The sequence below is a fragment of the Kitasatospora sp. NPDC088783 genome (assembly GCF_044750705.1).
Lineage (GTDB): Bacteria > Actinomycetota > Actinomycetes > Streptomycetales > Streptomycetaceae > Kitasatospora > Kitasatospora fiedleri.
Genome location: NZ_JBIVKJ010000002.1, coordinates 915,833 through 942,511, shown reverse-complemented (window position 1 = coordinate 942,511; position 26,679 = coordinate 915,833). Strand labels below are relative to the sequence as shown.

General features: G+C 73.1%; 28 protein-coding genes and 3 pseudogenes. 14 read left to right on the top strand and 17 right to left on the bottom strand.

What is annotated here, in order from left to right; translation table 11 throughout:
• A pseudogene (locus ACIP60_RS08615) lies at window positions 1-191 on the top strand (IS1182 family transposase); the annotation flags it as partial.
• On the opposite strand, the gene ACIP60_RS08610 reads toward ACIP60_RS08615, so the two are convergent.
• Entirely contained in the window at window positions 165-479 is a 315-nt protein-coding gene (locus tag ACIP60_RS08610) for a hypothetical protein (protein ID WP_400681507.1), read from the bottom strand. The pseudogene ACIP60_RS08615 and the gene ACIP60_RS08610 sit on opposite strands and share 27 nt — an antisense overlap.
• Window positions 480-870: 391 nt before the next feature.
• Here ACIP60_RS08610 and ACIP60_RS08605 point away from each other — a divergent pair, with 391 nt between their 5' ends.
• The gene (locus ACIP60_RS08605) at window positions 871-993 is read left to right on the top strand and encodes a hypothetical protein (RefSeq protein WP_400681504.1); all 123 of its coding nucleotides are present in this window, start codon (window positions 871-873) and stop codon (window positions 991-993) included.
• 23 nt (window positions 994-1,016) lie between these two features.
• Here the strand turns inward: ACIP60_RS08605 and ACIP60_RS08600 are convergent, their stop codons facing one another.
• A complete protein-coding gene (locus tag ACIP60_RS08600; RefSeq protein WP_400681503.1) occupies window positions 1,017-1,460 on the bottom strand; it encodes a hypothetical protein in 444 nt (147 codons plus the stop codon).
• A gap of 346 nt (window positions 1,461-1,806) precedes the next feature.
• On the opposite strand from ACIP60_RS08600, the gene ACIP60_RS08595 reads away from it, so the two are divergent.
• The gene (locus ACIP60_RS08595) at window positions 1,807-2,058 is read left to right on the top strand and encodes a hypothetical protein (RefSeq protein WP_400681500.1); all 252 of its coding nucleotides are present in this window, start codon (window positions 1,807-1,809) and stop codon (window positions 2,056-2,058) included.
• A 50-nt stretch (window positions 2,059-2,108) separates the two neighbouring features.
• Here the strand turns inward: ACIP60_RS08595 and ACIP60_RS08590 are convergent, their stop codons facing one another.
• The 5 genes and pseudogenes from ACIP60_RS08590 to ACIP60_RS08570 form a co-directional block, all read right to left on the bottom strand.
• The gene (locus ACIP60_RS08590) at window positions 2,109-2,693 is read right to left on the bottom strand and encodes a hypothetical protein (RefSeq protein WP_400681498.1); all 585 of its coding nucleotides are present in this window, start codon (window positions 2,691-2,693) and stop codon (window positions 2,109-2,111) included.
• A 226-nt stretch (window positions 2,694-2,919) separates the two neighbouring features.
• On the bottom strand, window positions 2,920-3,108 hold the full coding sequence (locus ACIP60_RS08585) for a hypothetical protein (RefSeq protein WP_400681496.1): 189 nt from the start codon (window positions 3,106-3,108) through the stop codon (window positions 2,920-2,922).
• A gap of 347 nt (window positions 3,109-3,455) precedes the next feature.
• Window positions 3,456-4,739 carry an IS256 family transposase gene (locus ACIP60_RS08580; protein WP_400681596.1) on the bottom strand — a complete coding sequence of 428 codons (1,284 nt, stop codon included), beginning with the start codon at window positions 4,737-4,739 and terminating at the stop codon, window positions 3,456-3,458.
• 57 nt (window positions 4,740-4,796) lie between these two features.
• Window positions 4,797-5,534, bottom strand: a pseudogene (locus ACIP60_RS08575) (transposase).
• A 9-nt stretch (window positions 5,535-5,543) separates the two neighbouring features.
• Window positions 5,544-6,512 (bottom strand): helix-turn-helix transcriptional regulator, encoded by a 969-nt coding sequence (locus ACIP60_RS08570; RefSeq protein ID WP_400681494.1) that lies wholly within the window; start codon window positions 6,510-6,512, stop codon window positions 5,544-5,546.
• 94 nt (window positions 6,513-6,606) lie between these two features.
• On the opposite strand from ACIP60_RS08570, the gene ACIP60_RS08565 reads away from it, so the two are divergent.
• Window positions 6,607-6,975: a VOC family protein gene (locus ACIP60_RS08565; protein ID WP_400681492.1), complete on the top strand. Its 369-nt coding sequence runs from the start codon at window positions 6,607-6,609 to the stop codon at window positions 6,973-6,975.
• On the opposite strand, the gene ACIP60_RS08560 is transcribed toward ACIP60_RS08565, so the two are convergent.
• The 5 genes from ACIP60_RS08560 to ACIP60_RS08540 all read right to left on the bottom strand — a co-directional run bounded on the left by ACIP60_RS08560 (window position 6,878) and on the right by ACIP60_RS08540 (window position 10,009).
• The gene (locus ACIP60_RS08560; protein WP_400681490.1) at window positions 6,878-7,507 is read right to left on the bottom strand and encodes a phosphotransferase; all 630 of its coding nucleotides are present in this window, start codon (window positions 7,505-7,507) and stop codon (window positions 6,878-6,880) included. The genes ACIP60_RS08565 and ACIP60_RS08560 overlap by 98 nt on opposite strands.
• Window positions 7,497-7,979 carry a hypothetical protein gene (locus tag ACIP60_RS08555; RefSeq protein WP_400681488.1) on the bottom strand — a complete coding sequence of 161 codons (483 nt, stop codon included), beginning with the start codon at window positions 7,977-7,979 and terminating at the stop codon, window positions 7,497-7,499. The genes ACIP60_RS08560 and ACIP60_RS08555 overlap by 11 nt, the downstream gene beginning before the upstream one ends.
• Before the next feature lie 234 nt (window positions 7,980-8,213).
• Window positions 8,214-8,633, bottom strand: coding sequence for a hypothetical protein (locus ACIP60_RS08550; RefSeq protein ID WP_400681486.1), 420 nt, complete (start codon window positions 8,631-8,633; stop codon window positions 8,214-8,216).
• A gap of 412 nt (window positions 8,634-9,045) precedes the next feature.
• Entirely contained in the window at window positions 9,046-9,438 is a 393-nt protein-coding gene (locus ACIP60_RS08545; protein WP_400681485.1) for a hypothetical protein, read from the bottom strand.
• A gap of 115 nt (window positions 9,439-9,553) precedes the next feature.
• Entirely contained in the window at window positions 9,554-10,009 is a 456-nt protein-coding gene (locus ACIP60_RS08540; RefSeq protein ID WP_400681483.1) for a hypothetical protein, read from the bottom strand.
• A 532-nt stretch (window positions 10,010-10,541) separates the two neighbouring features.
• Here ACIP60_RS08540 and ACIP60_RS08535 point away from each other — a divergent pair.
• The 8 genes and pseudogenes from ACIP60_RS08535 to ACIP60_RS08500 form a co-directional block, all read left to right on the top strand.
• Window positions 10,542-11,279: pseudogene (locus tag ACIP60_RS08535) on the top strand (IS5 family transposase); the annotation flags it as partial.
• A gap of 165 nt (window positions 11,280-11,444) precedes the next feature.
• Window positions 11,445-12,299, top strand: coding sequence for an NAD(P)H-binding protein (locus ACIP60_RS08530; RefSeq protein ID WP_400681594.1), 855 nt, complete (start codon window positions 11,445-11,447; stop codon window positions 12,297-12,299).
• Window positions 12,300-12,858: 559 nt separating this feature from the next.
• Window positions 12,859-13,908 carry an acyl-CoA dehydrogenase gene (locus ACIP60_RS08525; RefSeq protein ID WP_400681481.1) on the top strand — a complete coding sequence of 350 codons (1,050 nt, stop codon included), beginning with the start codon at window positions 12,859-12,861 and terminating at the stop codon, window positions 13,906-13,908.
• The gene (locus ACIP60_RS08520) at window positions 13,905-14,717 is read left to right on the top strand and encodes a PIG-L deacetylase family protein (protein WP_400681478.1); all 813 of its coding nucleotides are present in this window, start codon (window positions 13,905-13,907) and stop codon (window positions 14,715-14,717) included. Before ACIP60_RS08525 ends, ACIP60_RS08520 begins: the two co-directional genes overlap by 4 nt.
• Window positions 14,714-15,379, top strand: a complete 666-nt coding sequence (locus ACIP60_RS08515) for a methyltransferase domain-containing protein (protein WP_400681475.1) — start codon at window positions 14,714-14,716, stop codon at window positions 15,377-15,379. Before ACIP60_RS08520 ends, ACIP60_RS08515 begins: the two co-directional genes overlap by 4 nt.
• Entirely contained in the window at window positions 15,376-16,092 is a 717-nt protein-coding gene (locus tag ACIP60_RS08510) for a glycosyltransferase (protein WP_400681474.1), read from the top strand. The genes ACIP60_RS08515 and ACIP60_RS08510 overlap by 4 nt, the downstream gene beginning before the upstream one ends.
• Window positions 16,093-16,231: 139 nt before the next feature.
• Complete coding sequence (locus ACIP60_RS08505) at window positions 16,232-16,768, top strand: ferritin-like domain-containing protein (protein WP_400681472.1); 537 nt, start codon at window positions 16,232-16,234, stop codon at window positions 16,766-16,768.
• Between the two features lie 280 nt (window positions 16,769-17,048).
• Entirely contained in the window at window positions 17,049-18,845 is a 1,797-nt protein-coding gene (locus ACIP60_RS08500; RefSeq protein ID WP_400681469.1) for an acyl-CoA dehydrogenase, read from the top strand.
• 93 nt (window positions 18,846-18,938) lie between these two features.
• On the opposite strand, the gene ACIP60_RS08495 is transcribed toward ACIP60_RS08500, so the two are convergent.
• Together ACIP60_RS08495 and ACIP60_RS08490 are read right to left on the bottom strand one after the other, a co-directional pair.
• Window positions 18,939-20,135, bottom strand: coding sequence for a spore photoproduct lyase family protein (locus tag ACIP60_RS08495; protein WP_400681467.1), 1,197 nt, complete (start codon window positions 20,133-20,135; stop codon window positions 18,939-18,941).
• Between the two features lie 55 nt (window positions 20,136-20,190).
• Entirely contained in the window at window positions 20,191-21,243 is a 1,053-nt protein-coding gene (locus ACIP60_RS08490) for a phosphatidylinositol-specific phospholipase C domain-containing protein (protein ID WP_400681465.1), read from the bottom strand.
• A gap of 268 nt (window positions 21,244-21,511) precedes the next feature.
• On the opposite strand from ACIP60_RS08490, the gene ACIP60_RS08485 reads away from it, so the two are divergent.
• Together ACIP60_RS08485 and ppk2 are read left to right on the top strand one after the other, a co-directional pair.
• Window positions 21,512-21,859, top strand: coding sequence for a PRC-barrel domain-containing protein (locus tag ACIP60_RS08485; RefSeq protein WP_400681464.1), 348 nt, complete (start codon window positions 21,512-21,514; stop codon window positions 21,857-21,859).
• 86 nt (window positions 21,860-21,945) lie between these two features.
• Entirely contained in the window at window positions 21,946-22,917 is a 972-nt protein-coding gene (gene ppk2, locus ACIP60_RS08480) for a polyphosphate kinase 2 (protein ID WP_400681461.1), read from the top strand.
• 43 nt (window positions 22,918-22,960) lie between these two features.
• Here the strand turns inward: ppk2 and ACIP60_RS08475 are convergent, their stop codons facing one another.
• The 3 genes from ACIP60_RS08475 to ACIP60_RS08465 all read right to left on the bottom strand — a co-directional run bounded on the left by ACIP60_RS08475 (window position 22,961) and on the right by ACIP60_RS08465 (window position 26,395).
• Window positions 22,961-24,610, bottom strand: coding sequence for an SDR family oxidoreductase (locus ACIP60_RS08475; protein ID WP_400681459.1), 1,650 nt, complete (start codon window positions 24,608-24,610; stop codon window positions 22,961-22,963).
• A 181-nt stretch (window positions 24,611-24,791) separates the two neighbouring features.
• Window positions 24,792-25,721, bottom strand: coding sequence for an SDR family oxidoreductase (locus ACIP60_RS08470; RefSeq protein WP_400681457.1), 930 nt, complete (start codon window positions 25,719-25,721; stop codon window positions 24,792-24,794).
• 299 nt (window positions 25,722-26,020) lie between these two features.
• Window positions 26,021-26,395, bottom strand: coding sequence for an ATP-binding protein (locus ACIP60_RS08465; RefSeq protein ID WP_400681455.1), 375 nt, complete (start codon window positions 26,393-26,395; stop codon window positions 26,021-26,023).
• Between the last annotated feature and the right edge of the window lie 284 nt (window positions 26,396-26,679).

Below are 26,679 nucleotides of genomic sequence, written 5' to 3'. Positions count from 1 at the left end.
GCCACTGCCGCTACCGCGGGCAGCCCAAGGCACACTTGCAGCACGTACTCACCGCCATCGCCGTCAACATCCAACGCCTCAGCAACCAGGACCTCAACGAAGGCGCGCCCCCACGACCGCCGACAGCCTTCCAGGCCCACCTCGACCAGCAGGGCATCCCGCGCCTACGCTCCTGGCGAGCCGTCAGCTGACGCGACGGCGATCAAGATCCCCGACAGAGTCAAGCTCAGAGAGTCCGGCTCGGTCCGGCGCAGGAAGGTGACGGTGCGGTCGGTGGGGTTGGGGCCGACGGGCGTGCTGATGTCGTAGCCGATGCCGTCGGGCAGGTGGACGCGCACCAGCTCGGCGTACCCCGCCTTTTGGACGGTCAGCGGCGGGAGGAAGGGCACCGACGATTCGCCGATCCGGTCGTGGACCGCCCAGCTGCCGTCCGCCGGCACGAGTGCGTACGCCGACTGCCGGTACCCGCCCTGCACCAACCGGTCGAACCACTGGGTCCAGGGCGGTCGGGCGGAGTCCGCCGGGGGCGCGGTAGAGTCCCCGGGTAGATCGCCTCGTCCAGCAAGGTCGCCTCCCGCAGCGCCTTCGCCTCCGCGTTCGGCATCCACTGCTGGTACGCCGCGTCGCCCGCCCAGAGCGCGGGAGCTGGCCGGGCGGCAGGCCGGGCACGCGCACATCCAGGCGCTGCTGAACGCCGCCGAGGCGGTAGAGGGCGGCGGCGGTGCCGGGCGGGGACGGCGAGGCCTTGGACGACCTGTACCGCTCCTGGCTGTCGGCGCCGTCGGTACAAACCGGCCGGGCCGCGACTGGTGGACCGAGGGCCGGGGCGGCTACTGCGGCCGCCGCGCCCACCGGCCGGAAGGACTGCCCGTGGTGAGGATCGACGCCCCGCACGAGACCGAGGCGTACACCGACGCCCCGCACGAAGCCGACGAGACCCGCGCCGTCGAGCAGCTGCTCGGGAGGGCCGCCCCACCGTACGCGGTGCTGTGACGGCGCCTGTGACTTCGGCCCGCTCAAGCCCGCGCGAGCCAGTTCCGGACGCCGTCCTCGGTGCCGGAGGGAATCTCCCCTGCGTCGAGCATTCCCTGGACGTAGCGGCGGATCGGCTCGGCACGGTAGGGGTGCGGCACCCCGACCGCGGAGGCCGTGCCGTCCTGCCAGGTCGTCCCCTCGATGATCACCTCGCCGTCCAAGGAGGACGCCAGCAGACCGCCTCCGACCGGCCCGGAGACGGTGCCCGGGTTGCGGCCCGAGACGTTCCAGCGCTCCGCGAGCCGCACCGGCGTCCAGACCGGGTACTCGTTGTCCGGGTCCAGGGTGACACCGAGCAGGAAGGCACCGTCCTCGGCGAACAGGCCCATCCGGGTCGCAAGGCGCAGCCACGCCTCGTCGAACCTCTCCAGGCCGTCGGGCTGCGCGAGGTCGACGACCTCGTCGATCCGGCCGTCCGCGGGCAAGCAGGACGTCGCGCAGGCCCCCTGGGGCGGACACACCTGCGCCGGCACAGGGACCGACAGCAGGACCAACCCAGCCTGGGCCAGTACATCGGAAATCACCGTGTCTCTCACAGACCACCTTCTCCTGGAACAGGCATCACGGATCGCACCAGAACAGTCTCCCGTAGGCGTGGCCGACGCCTCTCCCCGTCCACCTCTCACATGAACAACCGCCTGGCAGCCGGCCCGACGGGACGGTCTGGGCGCCGAGCTGGCCGCCCTGCCGCCCACCAGCGAGACATCCACCGCATCCGCCGACCACCGCGCCGCCGAGCAACTCCTGCTGCTGCGAGAAGCGCTGGTCCCGGTGTCGGTGCTCACCACAGCGGTGGAACTGCTCAGCCTGCTGGCCGACAGCCAGGACCCGGTGACTCGCGAAGCCGCGGCGGCGATGGCACGCGGCCGGGGCCCGGCCGTCCTCGTGCGGCAGGGGCAGGGCGGCCGCGACACGCACTTTCCCGGTGACGCCGCTCCACTGGCTGGGGAGTGTGCCGTCGGGGCCGGCTTGTGCGAGGAGTTCGCGGCGGCAGCCTCGCCCAACCCTGGCAAGGGCGCCTGACCCTGGCTGCCGGACGAACGGCACGACCATCGCTGCCGTTGTCTCGCACCCTACTTGGCGCGGGCGGGACCGCGGCGCTCGACGACACCCTCTCCACGAGCCCTGGGGAGGTCCTGGATCTTCACCGCCCCTCGGCGGGGCATTCCCGTGCCCGGCCCGAAGACGTCCTCGCCGAGCAGGTACTGGTAGAGCCACTCGCTGAAGCCCATCCTGAATTCGGTGAACCCACCGTCGAATGCGAACCCGACCACGTTCCACCCTCCCCCGGCTTCTGCCCTGACCAAGAAGGCGGACTCGCGGCGGTCCGTACTGATCACAGGGATCAGGTCGTCCGGCCCGCCGCCGGCCGGGGCGGCTCCTCGGAAGGTGATGTCGCCCCAGTCCGTCGACTTCAGGGCCTCGATCCGCGAGGAGACGTGGTCCTTCAGGTTGAACAGCTCGGTCCCCGGGTGGAAGAGCATGAGGTGCTCATCGATCATCGCCGGCCCGTAGGTCTCGATGATCCTCTTGAAGTCCTCCGGGAGACCGGCTCCCAGGAGGTCTTCCACCGGGCCCCAGTCGGTCACTGCGGGCCGGTCCGGGCGCCCCGGGCCGATCGCCTCGAATACCCGGTCGAGGTACTGGTACTCACTCATGGTCCCATCCCTGCTAAAAGGGTGTCTGTACAGCCAGTCACGCTCGGCCGTGTACTTCATCATGCCGATGGCCAGTTGTCCCAGACCAGGACGATCGGGCCGCCGGGACCGGGCGGGCGGGCGCCCGCTGGGTGCGGGAGCTGGCCGGGCGGCAGGTCGAGGCAGTCCTCGAAGGGCAAGGTGGCCGGGGTGGCGGTACGGGTGAGGTAGAGGCCGGGGCGTCGGGTCAGAGGTCGCCGAGGAGCCGGACCGCGGTGCTGAGGAAGAACAGCCGGCCCGAGGCGGCGGGCCGGAAGTCGAAGACGCTGGTGAACGGGCCGGTGATCAGCAGCAGGCGGCGCCACTCACGGGTGGCGGCCACCTCGCCCTCGAACCAGACCGCCCCGCCGGTGCGGTGGACGACCAGGTGCGGCACGTGCGTATGGGGTCCCACCCGAGGGCCGGGTGGGACCCCAGTTGCTGCCCACCTGAAAGCACGGAGCAAGGTTCTCCCTGACACCACGGCCGCCGAACTGACGTGCGACGTAGTGACAGCGAGCGAAATCGGCGTAACCGCCGTCTGGTCCGCTGACAGTAAAGCCGTTCGCCATAGCTTTGTTCTCCGCGGTAGCCCATCCGGCGATGTCGCCGCCAGCGCCGGTGCCACGGCTCTTCGAAGGAGCTCCGATCGGACAAGCCCCCGCCCCGGTGGACTGCTCGATACCGGGAGCGATCGCCAATAGGGGGTGTGTCCAGTGACTGGTGTATCTGATGTTGTGTGAGTTACCGGCGACCGGTGGAGAGTCGGCCGTCGAAGGTGATGTCGAATGCCTGGAGGGCGGGCTTCCATGGAATGGTCCAGCGCTTGTCTCCCTGACCGGTGGGGTCGAGGCTCATGACGGCCGTGTAGACGCACTTCAGCGCGGCTTGCTCGTTCGGGAAGTGCCCGCGGGCCCGAACGGCCTTGCGGATCCGGGCGTTGACCGACTCGATCGCGTTCGTCGTGCAGACGACACGGCGGATCTCGGCATCGAACTGCAGGAAGGGCACGAACTCGGCCCAGGCGTTCTCCCACAGCCGCACGATCGCCGGGTACTTCGTCCCCCACGCCTCCTGGAACTCCAGGAACCGCTCCTCGGCGGTGTCCTGGGTGAGGACGGTGTGAACGGGCCTGAGCGCCTTCGAGATCTTGTTCCGGTCCTGGCGGGCCGCGTAGCGGAAGCCGGCGCCCATCAGGTGGACGACGCAGGTCTGCGTGATCGCCTGCGGCCAGAGCGTGCCGGTGGCGTCGGGCAGGCCCTTCAAGCCGTCGCAGACGACCGTGCACACGTCCTCGACGCCGCGGTTCCTGATCTCGGTGAGGACCTGGAGCCAGTACTTGACGCCCTCTCCGCCGCCGCCGGCCCACAGGCCCAGGATGTCGCGGGTGCCGTCCACGGTGACCGCGAAGGCGGCGTGGACCGGGCGGTTGGCGACCTGTCCGTCGCGGACCTCCACGTGGATGCAGTCGATGAAGACGACCGGGTAGACCGGGTCGAGGGGACGGTTCTGCCACTCGGCCATCGAGTCCATGATCTTGTCCGTGATGGTGGAGATCGTTGACTTCGGCACGCTCGCACCGTAGACCTCGGCCAGGTGGGCCGAGATGTCGCCGTGCATCAGGCCCCGGGCCGAGAGGGACAGCACCATTTCCTCGACGCCGGACGGCCGGCGCTGGCGCTTCTTGACGATCTGCGCCTCGAAGGAGCCCTCGCGGTCGCGCGGCACGACGATCTCGACCGGGCCGATGTCCGTCAGCACGGTCTTCGACCGGACCCCGTTGCGGGAGTTCCCGGAGTCGGCCCCGGCCTTGTCGTGCTTGTAGCCGAGGTGGCCGGTGATCTCGCCCTCAAGGGCGGACTCCGGCACGCGCTCGGTCAGCTGCTGCAGCAGCCCGCCCTCGCCGGTCAGCCGGAGCCCGCTCGCACGTGCCCGGTCGACCAACTGCCCGATCAACTGCTCGTCCAGCAGGCCCGCTGTCAGCTCGACCGGCCGGACCTCTTCAACCGCCCCAACCGAGGCAGTCACGTCGCTCATCAGGTGCTCTTCCTTGATCAGGAGAGACACCGGTCACCGTACAGACCCTCACGGTGCCGACTTGTCGAGACGTCGCCAGCAGATGAGTCCGCAGGCGAGTGGGACGAAGGCGTTGTGGAGCTGGGCGAAGGTCTGCTCGACGACGTAGCGAAGCTTGCCGAGGCCGATGGTATCTGGCTCGCCGCGGCGGGAGATGACGGGCAGGATCCGGCGTTTGCGCAGTTGTCGGCGGTTGGGGTTGCTGTCGTAGCCCCTGTCGCCGAGCAGGGCGTCGGGACGTTTGCGTGGGTGGGCGACCCGGCCGGCGACCGGTGGGATGCCGTCGACCAGGTCGAGGGTCCGGGTGACGTCGTTGACGTTGGCGGCGGTGGTGATCACATGGAACGGGATGCCTCCGACGTCGCTGATCAGGTGGTGCTTGCTGCCGGTCTTGCGGCGGTCGACCGGCGACGGGCCGGTCTCCTCGCCCTCTTTTTGGCGCGTACGGGGGAGGCGTCCACGCACGCGCGCGTCCAGTCGATCAGCCCTGCCGCGTTCAACTCGGCCAGGAGCATGCGGTGCAGGGCCTCGAACACCCCGGTCTGCTGCCGGCTGATGCCGGTGTACAGCACGAAACAGGATGCCCTGCAGGCACAGCCGGTCGTCCACCGGACGCGGACCCGGCGACCGCTGCGGCCAGGCCGGCAGAAGCGGCTCGATCCCGGCCCACAGCTCGTCGTCCACGATCCACGGCTTCTTGCGCACACCATCACGGACGGACGAATCGTCACATCGGTCACACCCCACCAGTAACGATCACCAAGATCGTGTTACGAGTTCATAGTGGAGCGCGAGATTGGTGGCGAGGTCGCGGAGGTGAGCCCTGGCTTCGGTGGGGCCGTGGACAGTGATGGCGCTGCCGAACGGCAGGAGTGCTCGCACGTCCTCCAGGTGCAGGAAGCGGATCGTCACCTTGCGGCCGGTGGCGGATTCTTCATGGTCGTCTTGGACGAGCCGTTGGCCAAAGATCCGTTGCGCTCGCTCGAACTGGGTCTGGTCGATGGTGGCGCTGACCTCTATCGCATGGTTGTGTTCCCACTGATCAACGAGCGCTGCAGCGACGGTGACCAGGGTCTGGTTCTCGCGGATCCGTCGTGGCTGGTCGACTTCTTTCCACGCCGTGATCCGCTCGAGTCGGTACATCCGTGGCACTCGAGCACGGTCGGCGACGAGATACCAGATGCCGGCCTTGGCGAACAGCCCGTAGGGATCCACGACCAGGTCGCGTGGGCATGACTCGCGTGGGCTGTCGTACTCGATCCGTAGCCGGCGACCTCGCCGCACTGTGCCGATCAGCGAAGCCGGAGTCGTGCCGGAAGCCCGTGTCCGGAGCCAGGGACGGCTGTCCACGTGCACGACGTCTGTGAGCGGCAGGAGATCGTGTCCTCGACGTGACTGTGTGGCGACGATCTTGGAGAGCGCGCGCCGGCTTTCGACCGATGCGTCGAGTTCCGCACGTTGCTTGTCGTCCAGCCCGGTGAGCGAGAGGTGATCACGCTCGCCCGGCGTGAGTCGCATGAGGTCGAGCCCGGCCCCGGGCAGCAGGGTCACGCCGCCGAGGCGACCCCGTTGCGCGGTCACCGGCAGACCGGCATCGCGGAGCCAGTTCAGGTCCCGGGTGATGGTGCGAAGGGACACCCCGAGCGCCGAGGCGAGTTCCTGCGTGGTCACACCGTCCCTCGATTCGAGGAGCAGCATCAGGGAGAAGAAGCGGTCTGGGGTCACACCCCAAGTCTGTGAGGAATTACGACACGATGCGGCGCATATCCCGGTCAGGCTGGTGGATGCGTGCCTACGACCTGCAGGAAGGAACTTCCCAATGACCACATCCGTCGTGTCCATCGTCTATGTGAACGACGCGCCCGCCGCAGCTCGTTTCTACGGCGACCTCCTCGACATGAGGCCGTCGTTCGAGACTCCGGGATACATCACCTTCGACCTCGGGCCGGGCGCTGACCTCGCTGTGTGGTCCGGTCAGTTCGAGGATCTGTCAGCGGACGTCCCACGCACCAGTGAAGTGTGCCTGGCCGTCCCCGGTGGTGGGCCCGACGAGATCAACGCGATCTTCAAGCAGTGGCAGTCCAAGGGCGTCACGATCCTGCACGAGCCTCATGATATGGGGTTCGGGCTGACCTTCCTCGCAGCCGATCCTGACGGGAACCGTATCCGCGTCGCACCGCGGGGCTGAAAGTCCACCACGCGGCAGGCGCGCACGACAGGTGTCGTGCCTGCCGCCCTCTGAGACACAGAACACTCGGACACACGTTCCGCTTGCCTAGCATGTAGCCGATGCCTTCGAGGGGATCGCCGGGTGCGGCAGGGTCGAAGTCGATGAACGCGACCGGGACGCCGTCGTCGGAGAAGACCGTGTTGTCCGGTCCCGGGTCGTGATGGCAGACCACGGGGTGCCGGTCGGCCAGGACACTGCCGCGCGTCGCCTCGTGGAAGGCGCGGAGCAGGGCGCCGGCGGCGCTCACCTGCGGGTCGGTCCAGCGCTGGAAGCGGGCGAGCGCTCGACCCGGGAGGTGGCTGAGGATCTGGCGGTCGGCCTCGTTGAACCCGAGATGGCGTGGGGCACCGGTGAAGCCCTGCCGCTGAAGTTCACCGAGCAACTGGGCGACGAACGCTGACGACGCGGTGGCCGGTCGCCGAACGGTGCGGCCGACCCGGACGACGTCGGGAGTGATCCGCCCGCCGGGCAGCGGTACCTCATTCTCCATGTCGCCCATCTTCTCGTGCCCGGCACCGGCACACGGGAGCGAAGCCGCGGAAACTTCCCTTGTCGCGAGGGGTGTGCTCCGGCAGGCGGTGCGCGACGGTCAGGTCCTGGCGCCAGCCTTCCAGCGATGCGGCGCTCGCCTCCAAGGCGCGGGGGCGGTCCAGCAGGGGCGCCAGAGCTGCCTGGGCGTTGCGGAGCAGCTCCCCGGCCGGGTAGCCGCCGCCGGTCCCGTCGGTGACTGCGAGGCCGAGGTAATGCAGGATGTCGCGGACCAGGGCGTTGATCTCCGTGGCGGCCGCGGCCAGCACCCCGGCTTCGCTCTGCGGAAGGTTGAGGCTGCCGGAGGTGACCACGCGCAGGCGAAGGCGTGTCACCTCGTTGAAGTCGCGGACCAGTTCGGCGAGCGTGACGGTGTCCTGGGCCTCCTGCGGGGGCAGGCGCAACTCCGCGTCGCCGTGGTAGCCGGGCTGCACCCCCTGCACCTGGGGTACGGCGCTGGTGCTGGTGGGCTTCGAGCAGGTCGGAGCGGACCGCGCCGAAGCTCTCGAAGTCGCTGGACCGGCCGGCCCCCTTCTCGATGTCTTCGGCCGCCAGGTCGACGGCGAGTTCGTGCAGCGGTTACAGGGCTTCGGTGATGGCGTTCACCTGGCGGGTCCCCCTCGTCGGGTGCGGGCGGTCCTCGCGTTGAGCGCGGGGTCGGTGGCCGGTCAGCCGATCTGCGCCTGGGCGATGTCGGCGGGCGGGGTGCTGGTGCGCTGGGCCCAGGTGAGGACGGCGGCGAGCGCGGTGCCGGCGGTGACGTGGCAGCCGCCGGGATGGACGATGAGCTTCTGGACAGAGCGGTGGACGCGGCCCTTGCGGACGAGGGCCAGGACGTCGGTGGCGGCGCGCTCGCCCCGCCAGTGGCCGGCGGGCAGGGCGGTGGCCGCGAGCAGGCCGGCCGGGACGCCCGCGGGGCTGGTGGACCAGGCGTCGAGGAGGAGGATGGCCAGTCCTGCGGCGTGCGAGGTGGTGACCGGCTGCTCGGCGGTGGGGTCGGGGCCGAGGGAGTCGAGCAGCCGGGCCGCGTGCGCGGTCTCGTCGGCGCAGCTGTGGGCGGGCTCGATGCCCTCGTCCGCCCACGTCACCCCGGCCGGAAGAGGCAGCGGGCGAGTTGATGCCCCCTCTGTCACGGCCGTTGAACACGGAGTGGCATGAAGAGGGCCATACGGATTGGGTGTTGTTGTGACGCGACACCTTGGCCGTACGGCTTCGTCCCCTCACCTCCCCACCGGCCTTCGATGCCGTCGACTCGACATGCTGATCGGCGAGTTGGTCCAAGTGCGGCCGGCTGCCGAAGAAGGACCGCTGCACGACCGTCGAGGACATGACCGACTGCGCGCGGCCGGGACTGGACCAAGCACTGAGCCCTTTCGGATCGACCACCGAGCGGGTGGCCGGGCCACGGTTGCAGGCGACACGAGCGACGAAGATCACGCCGGTCCGGGCAACCGTCAACGGCAGAGGCGGCCTCACCCACCGGGTGGCAGCTGAGAAGGCTCACTGATCCGGAACTCCGGGCCCGCCCGGGCGGCCGGGCGCCGCCTGCTCCCGGCCGCCGGACTCCTGGGAGATCCGGGACAGCAAATCCGGGTGGTACAGCACCTCCTCGGCGCGGCGCCGCTTGCGCTGCGCCTCCGCCTCCCGGGCGCGGGCCTGCACGGTGCTGCGCCAGTAGGCCTCGAACGCGGCCACCGGATCGTCGTCCACCGCGTCCAGGAAGACGCGGACGGCGTCGACGGCAAGCCCGGCACAGCGCAGCATCTCGGCCTGCGGCCCCTCCCCGGAGCGGACCGCCTCGACCCGGGCCTTGTCCCGGACCGCCTTGGACTTGCACGCCGTCGAGCAGTACTCCGGGCGGCGCCCGCGCTTGCCGGGCTCCGCAGCCGGCACCGGCTTCCCGCACCCCGACCGCAGGCACGTCTCCCCGGCCACCACATCGAACAGCACGTCAGCCGTGTCAGCAGCGCCGGAATTGCGGGGCTGCCGTCGCGGGTGGATTTCAGGGTCAGTAGTTGCCGTTCGAGAGGATGGTACCGCTCTGGTTGTAGACCGTGATCAAACCTGCTCCCGCAGCAATGGGCTTGTGCTTCTGCGTTGCCCAGTCAGTTGCGGCTGAGACGATCAGCTTGGCCGTGCCGGTGTCGCTGGACGTGATATCACCGGTCAGGTCGGTGTAGATGTTCACCTGACCGTCAGAGGCATCGACTTTCGCGACATGGTCGGCAACTGCGGTTTTCATTGCGGAGGTTGCGCTCGACGAGCTGGCGACGAAAGCCTTGAGAGAAGCCGCCTCCGTCGTCGCTGCTGCTGCGCTTGAGCTCGCCGCCACTGCCGTACTGCTGGTGCTCGTCGCCGCAGATGAGGTAGTCGCCGCTGGCGCGCTGTTCGAAGCGCCGCTCGACTCGGTCTTGCTACTGGAACAGCCGGCACTTGAGGCGCCGATGGCGAGCGCGGCGATCACCGATACGCCACTGAAGGCGGTCCTTCGTCCCGTTGTGTTCCTCATGGCTCCAGGCTGTTGCGTGCTCTTGTCAAATGCATCCGGTGCCGGCCATCCGGGTGGGAAGCGCGGAATGCCCCCAAGTGCCGGGGAAGTTCAGAGCCGGTCCGACCAGGGCGGTCAAGGTTCGACAACACGAACCGGGCAGTAGTCCAACTTCAGCGGCAATCGAGCAAGGTTGGTGGCACAGGACAGCACTCACCGGAGGCCCGACTACGTGCCTTACCAGCCGTTGCTCCATCGAACTTCGTGGGCGTGAGTTCGACGTTGCCGACCCGGTCGGGTGATCTTCTGGTCGGCTGGGCATGAAGGCGGGGCCCGTGCAGCTCGTGGGTGTCGAATCCAGCCGAGCAACAGGAGGCCCCTGGTGCCGCAGTCTTCCGTGTCCGTGCCGCTGTCGTCCAACTCCTTTCCTCTGTCGTGTGATTGTCTTGCTCACCGGTTCGGGAACGCCGGGAACCGCCCGCACAGGCGACCGAGGTACCCCTCGGACATGAGCGACGCGGAATGGGCCGTCGTGCGGGACGCGATGCCGGTGCCCGCCTGGCTGGAGGGAAGGGGTGGGCGGCCGGAGGGCTACTGCCACCGGCAGTTGGTCGACGCGGTGCGCTACCTGGTCGCGGGCGGCATCGCCTGGAGGGCGGTGCCCGCGGACTTCCCCGCCGGGGACCGCGTCTACGCCTTCTTCCGGCGCTGGCGGGACAAGGGCCTGGTCGGCGAGTTCCACGACCGGCTGCGGGAGCGGGCCCGCGAGGCAGCGGGCCGTGATCCGGAGCCGACCGCCGGGATCATCGACGCCCAGCCGGTGAAGGCGGCGGCGTCGGTGCCGGCCACGAGCCGGGGGTTCGACGGCGGGAAGAAGGTGAACGGCCGCAAGAGGCACATCGTCGTGGACACCGTCGGGCTGCTGCTGGCCGTGATGGTCACCGCCGCATCCGTCACTGACCGCGAGGACGGCCGGACGCTCCTGGAGCGGCTGCGGATGCGGCACTGGCGGATCTCGCTGGTGTGGGCCGACGGCGGCTACACCGGACGCCTGGTCGACATCGCCCGTGACGTGCTGCGGATCGCGCTGACCGTGATCAGGCGGACGGATGACACGACGGGCTTCGTGGTGCTGGCGAAAAGGCGGCTGGTGGAGAGGACATTCGCGTGGCTGGTGCACTCGCGCCGTCTGGCCCGCGACTACGAGAGGCGCACCGACGCCTCCGAGGCGGTGAGCCGCTGGTCGATGACCATGGTCATGAGTCGCCGGCCCCACCGCCCGGTTCCTGGCGGACCGCACCGCCGACCACCGCCCCCACGCCGGCGAGGCCCGGCCCACGGGCCGCCGTCGCGTCCCCGTTCCGCGCACCGCAGCCGCCCACCCGCCCGTCCAGGGGAGGAACCCCGCACCATGAGCATCGTCGTCACCGGCGCCAACGGCCGGCTCGGCCGCCTGACCATCGCCGAACTCCTGCGCACCGTACCCGCCCGCGAGATCACCGCCGTGGTCCGCACCCCCGGCAAGGCAGCCGACCTCGCCGGGCGGGGCGTCACTGTCGTACCCGGCGACTACAACGACCCCGCCTCCTTCGACGGTCTCCTCCGGGCCGGTGACAAGGTGCTGCTGATCTCCGGCAACGAGTTCCACCGCGACATCGTCGCCCAGCACCAGGTCGTCATCGACGCCGCCGCCCGGGCCGACGTCGCCCTGCTCGCCTACACCAGCCTGCTGGGCACCATCAGCGGCCCCGTCTCCGTCAACCACCGCAGGACCGAGGCCGCCCTGCGCGCCCGCGGCCTGCCCCACACCCTGCTGCGCAACGGCCTCTACCACGAGATGGCCACCGACGCCGTGGCCCCCGCCCTGCGCACCGGCGCGATCGTCCGCGCCGCCGGACAGGGCCGCGTCGCCTCCGCCTCGCGCGCCGACTACGCCGCCGCGGCCGCCGCCGTCCTGACCGGCACCGGCCACGAGGGCGCCAGCTACGAACTCGGCGGCGACACCGCGTGGAGCTTCGCCGAACTCGCCGAAGAAATCTCCCGGCAGTCCGGCACCAGCGTCGTCTACCGGCCGGTGACCGCCGACCACTACGAGGAACTCCTCACCGCCACGGGCCTGCCCCAGCCGATCGCCCACGCCGTCGCCGCCCTCGACCTGAACGTCGCCGACGGCGAATGCGCCACCCGCAGCGGCGACCTCTCCCGCCTCACCGGCCGCCCCACCACCCCCCTCGCCCACGCCATCGCCACCGCCCTGCACCCCTGACCCAGGCACCTCGGCGGAAGAGCCCCGCAGCGGACGGCCGCACCTCCCCCGGCCGCCTCCCCCGGCCCGGCCCGTACCCTCCGGGCGTGATGAGACGTGAACGACCCGGGCGCGGACCGTCCGCGGTGCCCGGTCAGGCACCGCGGGAACGGAGTCGGGACCGGATCGAGCCGGACCGGCACGAGGGGCGCGTCGACGACGTCCGGGAGGATCGGGCCGTCGAGCGGAGGGCCTTCACCCGTGGGTGGGCGCCTCCTCCCTGCGGCCGCAGGGTCCGCCGGGGCTGGTCAGCGGGTGGTCGACGCGGGTGGTCGACGCGGGCGGCCGGACGCCGGGAGTCCTCCGGCGGGGGCGGGCCGGGAGCGCGGTCGGGGTGCGGGCGTCCGGTGCGGGGGGCAGAGTCGGGGGCGATGCCGGACGGCCGTCGAATCGTCCGGTGCGATGGTGAGGAGCTCAACGTGTTCGCTGGACCGTCCTTCCGGCCTTCCACCCTGCCGCCCTGGCCCGTCCGAGTGCCGCGGCAGCAGGGCCCCCACCCGTCCGACCGGGCCGGCAGTCCGTGAGCACCGCCGTGCACGGCCGCGCCCCGGACGGGTCCGCCGGGGAGGTCTGCGCCACGGCGGGCCACCGCCGGACGATCGCCGAGGCGTTCACCCGGATGGCGGCCGACGGGGAGTTGGACCTTCCGCTGCCCGGTGCCGGGCGGACCGCGGAGCGCTGGGCGGCGCTGACCCGGTGGGCGCAGCAGGACCTGTCCCTGGCCCGGCTCGGCGAGGGCCATGCGGACGCCGTCGCGATCCTCGCCGAACTCGGGGCCCGGAGTTCGGAGTTCGCGCTGGACGGCGGAGCGGGGCCGCGCTGGGGGGTGTGGGCGGCCGAGCCACCGGGGTACCGCCTGGAGGCGCGCCGCGGTTCGGACGGCTGGCGGTTGTCCGGGGTGAAGCCGTTCTGCTCGGGGGCCCGGGTGTGCACCCACGCGCTGGTGACCGCCCGCGACGGGGAGCGGCGGCGGCTGTTCGCCGTCGAGGTGGCGCAGCCGGGTCTCGTCCCGCTGCCGGACAGCTGGCCCGGGCCGGGCATGGCGGGCAGCGACACGCTGGACGTGGTGCTGGAGGACGTCCGGGCCGTCCCGGTCGGTGAGCCGGGCGCGTACCTGGAGCGCCCCGGTTTCCACCACGGCGGGATCGGCGTCGCCGCCTGCTGGCACGGCGGGGCCCGCGCGGTCGCCCGCACGCTGCTGGAGGCCGCGCGCAAGTGGGACCTGGGCCCGCACGCCCTGGCCCATCTCGGTGCCGTCGACGCGCACCTCGCCACCGTGGACGCCCTGCTGGAGGGCGCGGCCGCCGCCGTCGACGCCGACCCCCTCGACGCGGCCGGTACCGCGCGCCGCCGCACGATGCGGGTGCGGGCCGCCGTCGAGCACGCCGCCGGGGACGTGCTGGCCCGGGTCGGCCGGTCGCTGGGCGCCGCCCCGCTGGGCCACGACGCCGTGCACGCGCGGGCCGTCGCCGACCTGACCGTCTACCTGCGCCAGCACCACGCGGAGCGCGATCTGGCCGGTCTCGGCGCGGCGGCCCGCGACGCCCGCCTGGAGTGGGAGGACGGATGACGGACCGTCCGGTTCCGACGCCGGCTCCCGGCCCCGGGCGGCGGGCCGCGGCCGACCCGATCCAGGCGCCCGGGACGCCGGAGCAGGACTGGCGGGCGTGGGCACCGCTGCACCGCCTCCCCGCCGTCGACCCGCTCGCCTGCCTGCCCGCCCGTCCGGACGGCCCGCCCGTCGTCCTGGTCGTGGCGGCGCACCCCGACGACGAGGTCCTCGGCTTCGGCGGCACGATCGCCGTCCTCGCCGCGGCCGGTGTCCAGGTGCGCCTGGTGTCCGTCACCGACGGCGAGGCGTCCCATCCGCACAGCACCACTGCCGCGGCCCGCGACCTGGCAGCCGTGCGCGCCCGGGAACTGCGCCGGGCGACACGCGAGTTGGGGGCGGACGTGCCGGCGGTGCGGCTGGGGCTGCCCGACAGCGGCGTGGCCCGCCACGAACCGGCGCTGGCCGCCGAGCTGACCGGGCTGCTCGCGGACTGCGACCTGTGCGTGGCGCCGTTCGGCGCGGACCTGCACCCGGACCACGAAGCCGCGGGACGCGCGGCGCTGGCGGCCGGGGCCGCACAGGGGGTTCCGGTGTGGGAGTACCCGGTGTGGGCGTGGCACTGGGCGGTGCCGGGCGATCCGCGGCTGCCCTGGAGCCGGGCGGCGCGCATCGCGCTGCCCCCGGCCGCCCGGGCCCGCAAGCGCGCGGCACTGCGGTGCTTCCGCAGCCAGATCGAGCCGCTCGGCGACGGACCGGGCGACGGGGCGATCCTGCCCCCGGACGAACTCGCCCACTTCCAGCGCGACTTCGAGGTGATCTGGCGATGACCACACCCCCTCGCCCCGCGGCAGGGCGCCCGACCGGCGCCGCCACCCCCGCCGCCTACTTCGCCGGCATGTACGCCGAGCAGGACGACCCCTGGCGGCTGGCCGAGCGCTGGTACGAGCGGCGGAAGTACGCCCTGACCCTCGCGGCGCTCCCCGAGCCGCGCTACCGCAGCGCGTTCGAACCGGGCTGCTCGGTCGGCGTCCTGTCCGCGCTGCTGGCCGAACGCTGCGACGCCCTGCTCGCGTGCGACCGGGAGGAGCGCGCCGTGGCCCGGGCCCGGGCCCGCCTCGCGCGGGCGCCGCACGTGCGGGTGGAGCACCGCCGGCTGCCGGACGACTGGCCCGACGGCGCCTTCGACCTCGTCGTCCTGTCCGAGCTGCTGTACTACTTCACCGCCGCCGACGCCGCGGACGTCCTGGAGCGGGCCGTGCACGCGTTGGAGCCCGGCGGCACGCTCCTGCTGGTCCACTGGCGCCACCCCGTCCCGGACCACGCCCGCAGCGCCGAGGCCGTCCACGGACAGGCCCGCGCCCACCCGGCCCTGGTGCGGATCGCCGCGCACGCCGAACCGGACTTCCTGCTGGACGTGTTCGTCCGCCCGGACCGGCCCGGCACCCCGGCCGCCGGCCTGTCCGTCGCCGCCGCCGAGGGCCTGACGTGATCCGCGCGGTGGCCGTCGTCGTCCCCGCCCGCGACGAGGAGGGACTGCTCGGCAGCTGCCTGACCGCACTGCACCGGGCGCTGCGCCACCCTCGGGTACGGGCGCTGCCGCACCGGGTGGTCGTGGTGGCGGACGCCTGCACGGACGCCACCGCGGACGTGGCCCGCCGGTACGGCGCGCAGGTGCTGGAGCTGGCGGCCGGCAACGTCGGGGCGGCCCGCGCGGCGGGCAGCGAACGGGCCGTGGACCTCGCCCTCGCCACCGGGTCCGCCCTCGCCCCGGCCGGGGTGTGGCTGGCCCACACCGACGCGGACTCCCGGGTGCCGTCCGAGTGGCTCGCCCGCCAGCTCGACCACGCGGCTCTCGGATGGCACGCGGTCGTCGGCACCGTCCGCGTCACGGACTGGACCGGCCACCGGCAGGCCACCGCCGGGGCCTTCCGGCGGCACTACCGGCACCCGGCGGGCGCCGGGGGCCACCGCCACGTCCACGGGGCCAACCTCGCCGTCCGTGCCGACGCCTACCGCGCGGTCGGCGGTTTCGCACCACTGCCCGTCGGCGAGGACCGCGCCCTGGTCGCGGCCCTGGAGGCCGCCGGCCACCGCGTCAAACGGACCCCCGACACCCCCGTCACCACCTCCGCACGACGCGACCCCCGCGCCCCCGGCGGCTTCGGCGACTTCCTGCGCGGCCTCGACTCCCTCGCCCGCTGACGCGGCCCGCCCGGACCGGGCGTCCGCGTGCTCGCGCTGGTGCAGACCGGTGGTGTCGCGGGCCCGTCCGTGTCGCCGCCGCCGGCTGCGGGAATCGGTGGGAGAACCGTTCTCACCCCCCACCACCTGGGAGTACCGCATGGCTGGCGACGATTTCGTCATCGACGTGACCCGGATCCGGGACGAAGCCCGGCAGAAGATGTCCGACGGCGCCCTGACGGCCACCTACGGCCTGGACGCCGCGAAGGTGATCGCCGTCCTGAACGACGTGGTCGCCACCGAGGTGGTGTGCTGGCTGCGCTACACCCGGCACGCGATCTCGGCCACCGGCATCGATCGCGCGCAGGTCGCGGCCGAGTTCACCGAACACGCCGCCGAGGAGATGCAGCACGCCCTGCGCGCCGCCGAACGGATCTCCCAGCTCGGCGGCGAGCCCGACTTCGACCCCGCCACCCTCGTCCGACGCGCCCACACCGACTACACCACTCCCGGCGAGACGGACCTCAAGACGATGCTGGAGGACAACCTGCTCGCCGAGCGCATCGTCATCTCCACCTACCAGGAGATCGCCCGCTGGCTCGGCGAGCACGACCCCACCACCCGCCGGCTCATCGAATCCATCCTCGAGGAGGAGGAAGAGCACGCCGACGACCTCACCGACCTGCTCGCCACCTGACCGCGTCCCTGGGCCGCACGTCCGCCGTTCTCCGCCCGCCGGTCTCCGCGCGCCGCCGGGTTCCGGTGGAGAACGGGGGCGGGAGCGCGCCCGCACGTCGGGCCGAAGCCGTGCGGGGCCCGGAACGGCCGGAGCCGCCCGCCCCGGGCGGGGGCGGGGGGCTCCGGGGCGCCCGGGTCGTCGCGGACGGTGCCCGGTCGACCCCGCCCGTGCCCGCGCGCGGGCACGGCGGAGAATGGGGCCTGCCCGCAGACCGGCCGCCCGATTGGACGCACCCGCCATGGCCTCCCTCCTGCTGTCCCGCCGCGACCTGGACTTCCTGCTGCACGACTGGCTGGACGTCACCGCCCTGACCGCGCGCGAGCGCTACGCCGAGCACGACCGGGACACGATCGACGCGGTGCTCGACCTCAGCGCGCGGATCGCGGCCGAGCACTTCGCCCCGCACAACAAGAAGAACGACGCCCAGGAACCGACCTTCGACGGCGAGCGGGTGCACATCATCCCGGAGGTCGGGCGGGCGCTGCGGGTCTTCGCCGAGTCCGGTCTGGTCGGTGCGGCGATGGACCACGCGGTGGGCGGACAGCAGCTGCCGCAGGTGGTCGCCCACGCCTGCACGGCCTGGTTCCAGGCGGCCAACGTCGGCACCGCGGCCTACCCGTTCCTGACGGTGGCCAACGCCAACCTGCTGCTGGCGCACGGCAGCGCGGAGCAGGTGGACACCTACGTGCGGCCCATGGTCGAGGGCCGCTTCTTCGGCACCATGTGCCTCTCCGAGCCGCAGGCGGGCTCCTCGCTGACCGACATCACCACCCGGGCGGTGCCGCAGCCCGACGGCACGTACCGGATCACCGGCACCAAGATGTGGATCTCCGGCGGCGACCACGACCTGAGCGAGAACATCGTCCACCTGGTGCTCGCCAAGATCCCCGGCGGCCCGGCGGGCGTGAAGGGCATCTCGCTCTTCGTCGTCCCCAAGTACCTGGTGGCGCCGGACGGTTCACCGGGCGAGCGCAACGACGTGGTCCTGGCGGGCCTGAACCACAAGATGGGCTACCGGGGCACGGCCAACACGCTCCTCAACTTCGGCGAGGGACGGCACACGCCGGCGGGCGCGCCGGGCGCGGTCGGCTTCCTGGTCGGCGAGCCGCACCACGGGCTGGCGTACATGTTCCACATGATGAACGAGGCCCGGATCGGCGTCGGCCTGGGCGCCGCCGCGCTCGGCTACACCGGCTACCTGCACGCCCTCGACTACGCCCGCACCCGCACCCAGGGGCGTCCGCCCGGCGCCAAGGACCCCGCCGCCCCGCAGGTGCCGATCATCGAGCACGCCGACGTCAGGCGGATGCTGCTGGCCCAGAAGAGCTACGTCGAGGGCGGCCTCGCGCTGAGCCTGTACTGCAGCCGCCTGCTGGACGAGGAGCGCACCGCCGGGCAGCAGGCCGAACGGGACCGGGCCCGGCTGCTGCTCGACGTGCTGACCCCGATCGCCAAGAGCTGGCCCTCGCAGTGGTGCCTGGCCGCCAACGACCTCGCCATCCAGGTCCACGGCGGCTACGGGTACACCCGCGAGTACGACGTCGAGCAGTTCTACCGCGACAACCGGCTCAACCCCATCCACGAGGGCACCCACGGCATCCAGGGCCTCGACCTGCTCGGCCGCAAGGTCGTCATGGGCGGCGGGGCGGGCCTGCGGCTGCTGCTGGAGACCATCGGCGCCACCGTCCGCCGGGCCGCGGACACCGGGGGCGAAGCCGCCGTCCTGGCCGCGGAGCTGGCCGCCGCCGCCACCCGGGTCGAGCACACCACCGCCGCCCTGTGGGCGGGCGGCGACCCGGACACCGCGCTGGCCAACGCCTCCCTCTACCTGGAGGCGGTCGGACACGTGGTGGTCGCCTGGATCTGGCTGGAGCAGTTCCTCGCCCTCCCCGACGGCGGGGACGCCTTCCACCAGGGCAAGCGGCAGGCCGCCCGCTACTTCTTCCGCGTCGAACTCCCCCGCACCGGACCGCAGTTCGACCTGCTGACCGGCCTGGACCGGACGGCGGCCGACACCCGCCCCGACTGGTTCTGAGCGCCCGCGCACGCGCACGCGCACGCACCGGGCCTCCGGGCCTCCGGGCCGCCGGGTCCGGTGCGCGCGGGTCCGGTGCGTGCGGACGGTGTGTCAGAAGGCGTAGCGGACCCGCAGCCAGGGGGCGCGGGCGCCGATCAGCTCGCGCAGCGTCTCGAGGGCGGCGGCCTTGACGCCGGTGCGGTAGCGCACGTTCCAGCCGCCGTTCTCGGAGCGTTTCGGCTGCTGGAGGTCCGGGCGCCACAGGACCTCCTCCGCGCGGGGGTGCCAGCCGAGGTTGACCTCGTGCAGGTCCCGGTTGTGGGTGAGCATGATGACCTCCGCGGCGGCCTGGTCCTTGACCCGCCCCGGGAGCGTGTCGTCCATGGCCCGCAGCAGTTCGCCCCAGTCGTGCTCCCAGCCCGGGCGGATGACCACCGGGGAGAGGTTGAAGTGCACCTCGTAGCCGGCGTCGAGGAAGTCGGCGGCGGCCGCGAGGCGTTCGGGGACCGGGCTGGTGCGGATGTCGAGGTGCCTGGAGTCGTCGGGCGGCATGACGGAGAAGCGGATGCGGGTGCGGCCCTGCGGGTCGAGCCGCAGCAGGTCGGGGTTGACGAACTTGGTGGCGAAGGACGCCTTGGCGGTGGGCAGGCGGCGGAAGGCCCGGACCAGGTCGGCGGTGCCGTCGCCGATCAGGTCGTCGACCGAGCAGTCGCCGTTCTCCCCGATGTCGTAGACCCAGGCGTGCTCGTCGCACTGGTTGGGCTCGCGCTTGGGGCCGTTGGCCGCGACGTGCCGTTCCAGGGCGGCCAGGACGCGCTCGGTGTTGGTGAAGACGGTGATCGGGTTGGCGAAGCCCTTGCGGCGCGGGACGTAGCAGTAGGCGCAGGCCATGGCGCAGCCGTTGGAGAGGCCGGGGGCGATCCAGTCGGCCGACCGCCCGTTGGGGCGGATGCCGAAGGACTTGCGCTCGCCGAGGACCAGGATGCCGCGCTTGGTCCGCACCCAGCGCTCCACGTTGCCCGCGTTACCGTGCAGGTCGGGGATGCGCCAGTGAGAGGCGGTCTCGACGATCCGGGCGCCGGGGAAGCGGGCGATGATCTGCCGGCCCCGCCAGGACCGCGCGGCGGCGGGTTCGGCGTGGATCTCGGTGATGTCGAGCAGCCTGCGCGCCTGCTCCCCGTCGCGGAACGGCCGCTCGGGGGGTTCGCCGTCGGGGGACTCGCCGGGCGGCGCGGCGGCGGCGATGAGCTCGTCCAGGTCGAACAGGCCCTCGGCCCCGTCTCCCGGCCCTCCGGGACGCTGTCGCATGTCACCAGTGTACGGAGGAGGGCCGGGGGCGCGGGGACGGGACGCCGGCGGGGTGTCAGCCGCGCGGCAGGACCATGGACTGGACCTCGGGCAGGTGGCGCCAGTCGGCGGAGACCAGGGTGGCGTGGGCGCCGGCGAGTTGGACCACGCGGGCGCGGGCCTGGTCCGCGGTCGGGTCGGTGGCGCTGATCGCGGGGGCGACGTTCTGCGCGTCGGTCATGCTGAGCAGGTAGTGGCGGGTGCCGTACCAGGAGGTGTCGACACCGTTCAGGTAGGCGGCGGCGTCGCCGTCGAAGACCACGAACCAGGGGCGGATGTCCGTCTCCGGGTACCCGGTGCGCGGGTCGCCGGCGGCGGCGCCGTGGACGGCGGGGAAGACCCGGGCATCGCCGATCCGGCCGGCGGCGGCCAGGTCGCGCAGGTGGCGGGCGTACTCGACGTCGGTGTGCAGGGTGTCGAAGGGGTTGCCCTCCTCCACGGTGCCGGGGATGACGTAGACGATCGCGCGGCCGGCCAGGCTCGACCGGCCGGGCCAGTTGCCGGCCCTGGCGGCGTCGTCCAGGGTCGGGTAGCTCCCCCCGCCGGGCTTGGCCAGCAGGTCGGCGGGGCGGAAGGCGGCGCTGCCCAGGTGGGCGGCGATCAGCGCGTCGAGCTGGGCGGGGCCCATGCCGCTGTTGGCCGCGAAGCCGCCCTTGAGTTCCAGTTTGACCGTCAGCGGGCCCGCCGCGGGGTGCGCGGCCAGCCAGACCCGGACGTCGTCCAGGCAGCTCTCCAGGTTCTTGTTGGCGCCGCCGGTGTACAGCTGCGCCGGGGAGGAGGCGTTGACGCAGTTGTTGGAGTTGCCCAGCGGGTTGGAGTGGCTGACCTTCCACTCCTTGGTGACGGTGTCGGTCCAGGCGTCCAGCTCGATCATCGAGGTGCCGGTGTCCAGCGCCTGGGCCAGGAATCCGAAGGCGGCCGGGTCGTAGGTGTTGTGGATGCCCACGGAGCTGGTGGAGGCGAACGGCAGTTCGGCGGGGGTGGCGGCGCCGGCGGCGGCGCCGAGCTGGGTGGTGGCCGTGAGGGCCGCGGCGAGTGCGGCTGCGGCGGCGGTGCGGCGGAGGTTCATTCGGTCCCTCGTCGGTCGGGCGGCGCGGACGGTCGGGCGGCGCGGACGGTCGGGCGGCGCGGACGGTCAGGCGGTCAGGCGGTCAGGCGGTCAGGCGGTCAGGCGGTCAAGCGTGGGCCCCCTGAATGACTTTCACGTGACATGACAACGAACTGCCACGGAAGCTGACGCGGCGTCAAGACCCCGCGGTGGAACCGGGGCGGATGGGCCGTCGGAACGCGGGTAACGGAGTCGGTGAAGCAGCACGTCGAGGACAGGGGAGGCCAGCGTGGCCAGAGGGATCTGGGATTACGAGAGCGCCGAGGGGTACGCCTCGGGCGACGATCTGGCGGGATACCGGGTGGAGGCCTCGGACGGCCGGATCGGCAAGGTCGACAAGCACAGCGAGGACGTCGGCCACGCCTACCTCGTGGTGGACACCGGGCCGTGGATCTTCGGGCGCACGGTGCTCGTCCCGGCGGGCACCGTCAACCGGGTCGACCACGACGACAGGTCGGTGTGGCTGGACCGGACCATGGAGGAGATCCGGAACTCGCCCGAGTTCGATCCAGACACCCACGCCGACAGCTCCGACTACCACCAGGCCCTCGGCGCCTACTACCTGGGAACCGCCTGAGCCCCGCGCCGCCCCGTCCGACCGGACGGGGCGGCCGTCCCGGAACCGGGACGGAACCACCCGACCGAAGGGAGCAGGAGCCCGCCGTGGACGAGCGAGAAGCCCGGCGCACCGGGGCCGAGGACCTGTTGGCGGGTCTGAGCGTGGACCACCAGCGGCCGGAGCAGCCGGTGCTGCTGGACGCGGCCGGCGCGCCCATACAGACCTGGCAGGAGAACCACCCCTACGACCGCAGGATGGGCCGCGGCGAGTACGAGCGGACCAAACGGATCCTGCAGATCGAACTGCTGAAGCTCCAGCGCTGGGTGAAGGCCACCGGGACGCGGCTGGTCGTCGTCTGCGAGGGCCGGGACGCGGCGGGCAAGGGCGGCGCGATCCGGCGCTTCACCGAGCGCCTCAACCCGCGCGGCGCCCGGATCGTCGCCCTCGACAAGCCCACCGACCGGGAGGCCGGGCAGTGGTACTTCCAGCGGTACGTCGCCCAGTTGCCGACCGCGGGTGAGATCGTCTTCTTCGACCGCTCCTGGTACAACCGGGCCGGGGTCGAGCGGGTGATGGGGTTCTGCTCGCCGGAGGAGTACGAGCGGTTCCTGCGGCAGTGCCCCGCCTTCGAGGACATGCTGGTGGCCGACGGGATCGTGCTGGTGAAGTTCTGGTTCTCGGTCTCGCGCTCCGAACAGCGCACCCGCTTCGCGATCCGCCGGGTCGACCCGGTGCGCCAGTGGAAGCTCTCCCCCACCGACCTGGCCTCCCTGGACCTGTGGGACGCCTACACGAGCGCCAAGGTCGGCATGTTCCGGGCCACCGACACCCGCTCCGCACCCTGGACGGTGGTCAAGGGCAACGACAAGCGGCGGGCCCGGGTGGAGGCGATCCGCAGCCTGCTGGACCGGGTCGACTACGAGAGCAAGGACCGCGACGCGGTGGGGCGGCCCGACCCGCTGATCGTGGGGGCCGCGGACACGCTGCTGGAGGCCGGCGAGGAGGACACCGCCCTGTCGCCCACGCCGTTGGCCGGACCGCACCACGGTCCGGGCCGCCACCCCGGACGGGGCTGAGCCCGGCGTCCCGCGCCGGGCTCAGCCCCGTCCCGCGCCGCGGTCAGTCCCGGTCCCGGGCCGCGCCGGCCCCGGTCTCCGCGCCCGCGCCCGCGCCCGCGCCCGGGTCGGCGGACTCCGACGGCCCGTGCGGGTCGTGGCGGCCCAGGCGCTCGGCCGCGCGGGTGATGTTGCGGGCCATCCCGCCGAAGACGAAGGCGTGGAAGGGGGACACGCTCCACCAGTAGGCCTGGCCGGCGAGGCCGCGCGGGTGGAAGAGCGCGCGCTGGAGGTAGACCGTCCGCCCCTGCCGGTCCCGGCCGACGCGCAGCTCCAGCCAGGCGAGCCCCGGCAGCAGCATCTCGGCGCGCAGCCGCAGGAGTTCCCCGCGGTCGACGGCCTCCACGCGCCAGAAGTCCACGGCGTCGCCGAGCCGCAGCCGGGTGGCGTCGCGCCGGCCCCGGCGCAGCCCCACGCCCCCCACCAGGCGGTCCAGCCAGCCGCGGACGGCCCAGCCGAGCCCGAAGGAGTACCAGCCGTTCTCGCCGCCGATGCCCTCGATGACCTGCCACAGCTCCTCGGGACGCGCCTGGGTCCGCCGGGCCCGGCGGTCGATGTACAGGCTGCCGCCCGCCCAGTCGGGGTCGGTGGGCAGCGGGTCGCTGGGCGCGTCGGGCAGGGCCGCGGACGACCAGCGGGTGGCGACCTGCGCCTCCTTGACCTGCTGCAGGGCCAGGCGCAGCGCCTCGTCGAAGTCCAGCGGGGACGTCGCGGTGTCGGGGATGTGATCGGCGATGTCGTGCTCGGTGCAGACCACCTCGTGGCGCAGCGACTCCGCCAGCGGGCGGGCGATGCTGCGCGGGACGGGCGTCACGAGGCCGATCCAGTGGCTGGACAGCCCCGGTGACAGCATCGGCACGGAGACGATGAGGCGGTGCGGCAGTTCCGCCACCCGGGCGTAGCGCTGCATCATCGCGCGGTAGTCCATCACCTCGGGCCCGCCGATGTCGAAGGTGCGGGAGACGGAGGCCGGCAGCGTCGCGCTGCCCACCAGGTAGCGCAGGACGTCCGCGACCGCGATCGGCTGGATGCGGGTGCGCACCCAGCGCGGCGTCACCATGACCGGGAGGCGCTCGACGAGGTAGCGGAGCATCTCGAAGGACGCCGATCCGGAACCGATGACCGTCGCCGCCCGCAGCACCGCCGTGGGCACGCCCGAGTCGAGGAGGATGCGCCCGACCTCGGCCCGCGAGCGCAGGTGCGGCGACAGGTCGCTCTCGGGCACGTCCCTGGGGGTGAGCCCGCCGAGGTAGACCAGCCGGTCCAGCCGGGCGGCGCGGGCCGCGTCCGCGAAGGTGCGGGCGGCGCGGCGGTCGGTCTCCTCGAAGTCGTCGCCCCCGCGCATGGCGTGCACCAGGTAGTAGGCGACGCTCACGCCGTCCAGGGCGCGGGTCACGGAGTCCGCGTCCAGGACGTCGCCGCGCACCACCTCCACCTCGTCGATCCAGGGGAAGTCGCGCAGCTTGTCCGGCGTGCGGACCAGGCAGCGCACCCGGTAGCCCGCCGACAGGAGCTCCGGGACGAGGCGGCCGCCGATGTACCCGCTGGCGCCGGTGACCAGGCAGAGCCCGGCGGGTGCGCCGTCCTCGGTCGGCCCGGACGGGGCGGGGGCGGCGGCCTCTTCGGAGGAGGGTCCGTTGCTGTCGTGGGTCATGAGTCGCCTTCGCGGGTGGGAGCGTGCCGTGGGAACCGGCCCGGGGAGCGGCCGGCTGGGATTCCTCCTCTGCTACCCGCTGCGGGGACGGGCAAGACGGTGCCGGGCGGGTACCGCCCCGATTGGCCGAGGCCCGGCCCGGGCGGGGGCGCTGCGGGGTCCGGGCGGCGGCCCGCGGGCGCTACCCGGAGGGGGGCGGGTGCGACTCCCGGTAGGAGTTCCAGTCCGCGTGCCCGCCGGCGCCCAGCACTTCGCCCGCGGAGGAGAACGCGCCGTCCGCCGCGGCCCGCAGCTCGCGGCGGGTGGTCCGGGCCACCAGGGCGGGGAAGACCGGGCGCAGCGGCTGGCACCAGCGCAGCCACGGCGGGGCGTAGATCTGCGGGGCGCGCCCGGTGATGCCCCGGGTGAGCCACCGGGCGACCTGCTCCGGGGAGTGGACGCGGCGGGCGGGCCGTGGCTGGTTGCGGCGCAGCGCCGCCAGGACCGGGTTGTCGTCGATGCCGTCGAGCATCTCGGTTCCGGTCCAGTGGAGGTAGGCGACGCCGACCTGGACGCCGTCGGGTTCGACCTCGCCGCGCAGGGCGAGCGCGAACGACTCGGCTCCCGCCTTCGACGCGCAGTAGGCGCTCATCATCGGGGCCGCACCGAAGGCCGCCGTCGAGACGATCTGGAGGAAGTAGCCCCGGGTGGAGATGAGTTGAGGCAGGAAGGCGCGGGCGGTGTTGGCGGACCCGATGAGGTTGACGTCGATGACCCGCTGCCAGAGTTCGGCGCTGGTGCGGCCGAACGACCCGCTCACGGCGATGCCGGCGTTGGCCACCACCACGCTGGCCGGTCCCAGCTCGGCCTCGACCCGGCGGGCGGCCCCGGCCAGGGCGGCCCGGTCGGTGACGTCGCACTCGACGCAGAGGGTCGGCCCGGGAAGGGCCGCGGCGGTCTCCCGGAGGGTCGCCTCCTCCCGCCCGGCGAGGGCCACCCGCATGCCGGCCGCGGACAGGCTCCGCGCGAGGTGCTCCCCGACGCCGCGGGCGGCCCCCGTGACGACGGCCACCCGCCCGCGCAGCGGAGACGCCCCGCCGCGGAGCCCGTCTCCGCCGGACGCAGTGCGCATCGCTCCTCCTCGCTCGCGGTCGGGGCACCGGACGGCCTCCGCGTGCCCCGCCCCACCCTCGGTCCGGCCGCCGGCCGCCGCAACCGCACCGCCGCCGACGGGCCCGGCGGGACGGGGGCCCGGCACCCGGCGCGGTCCCGCGGCATCCGGTGCGTGCTCTCGGCGCGCCGGCCGGAAGCCCTCGTCCTGGGTGTACTCGGGTTTCCGGCCGGTGCGGCGAGCGGGCCCCCCTGCCCGGTGGCGGGCAAGGAGGGCGCGCACTGGGCGCCGTGGGGCGGGCGGGGGTTCGGCGGCAGGCCCTAGAGCGGGACGGTGACGCTCACCCGCTTGCCGCCCCCGGGCAGGGGGAGGACGTCCCCGGTCGCGGCGAGGAGCTGGACCAGCGCCCAGCCGCGCCCGCTCAGGCGGTAGGGGTCCCGCAGGGCGGTCGGGTCGGTTCGCGGGCGGCTGCCGACGGCGTCCTCGACGTCGATCCGCACGCACGTGCCGCCGCCCGGGCGGCCGTCGGTCCCCCCGGCGGCGGCGCCCACCGGCGCGGTCTCGACGCCGACGGCGAAACCCACCACGCCGCCCGCGTGGCGCACGGCGTTGGTGACGAGTTCGGAGGCCACCAGCAGCGCGTTCCGCCGCCCGGCGGGGGAGACGGCTCCCTCGGCGCCCAGCACGTCCGACACCGCCCGCCGCGCCTGCGCCGGCGTCCGCACCGGCGTCCCGGCGCACGTCGGCAGCCGGTCCCCGTCCCCGCCCGCGGCCCCACCTGCGCCACGGGCGGCGTGCGGGGAACGCCGGAGACCGGGCAGGGCGTCCCCGGCGGCCGTGGGGGGAAGGTGGACGGTGAAGCGGCGGTGCGGCATGGCGTGGCCTCTGTTCGATCGGCTCTCGGCATCGGCGGTGGACCGTGCACACGGAACGTTCACCGATCCTTGTGCCCCCGTCCCCGCTCGCCATCCCCCCTCAC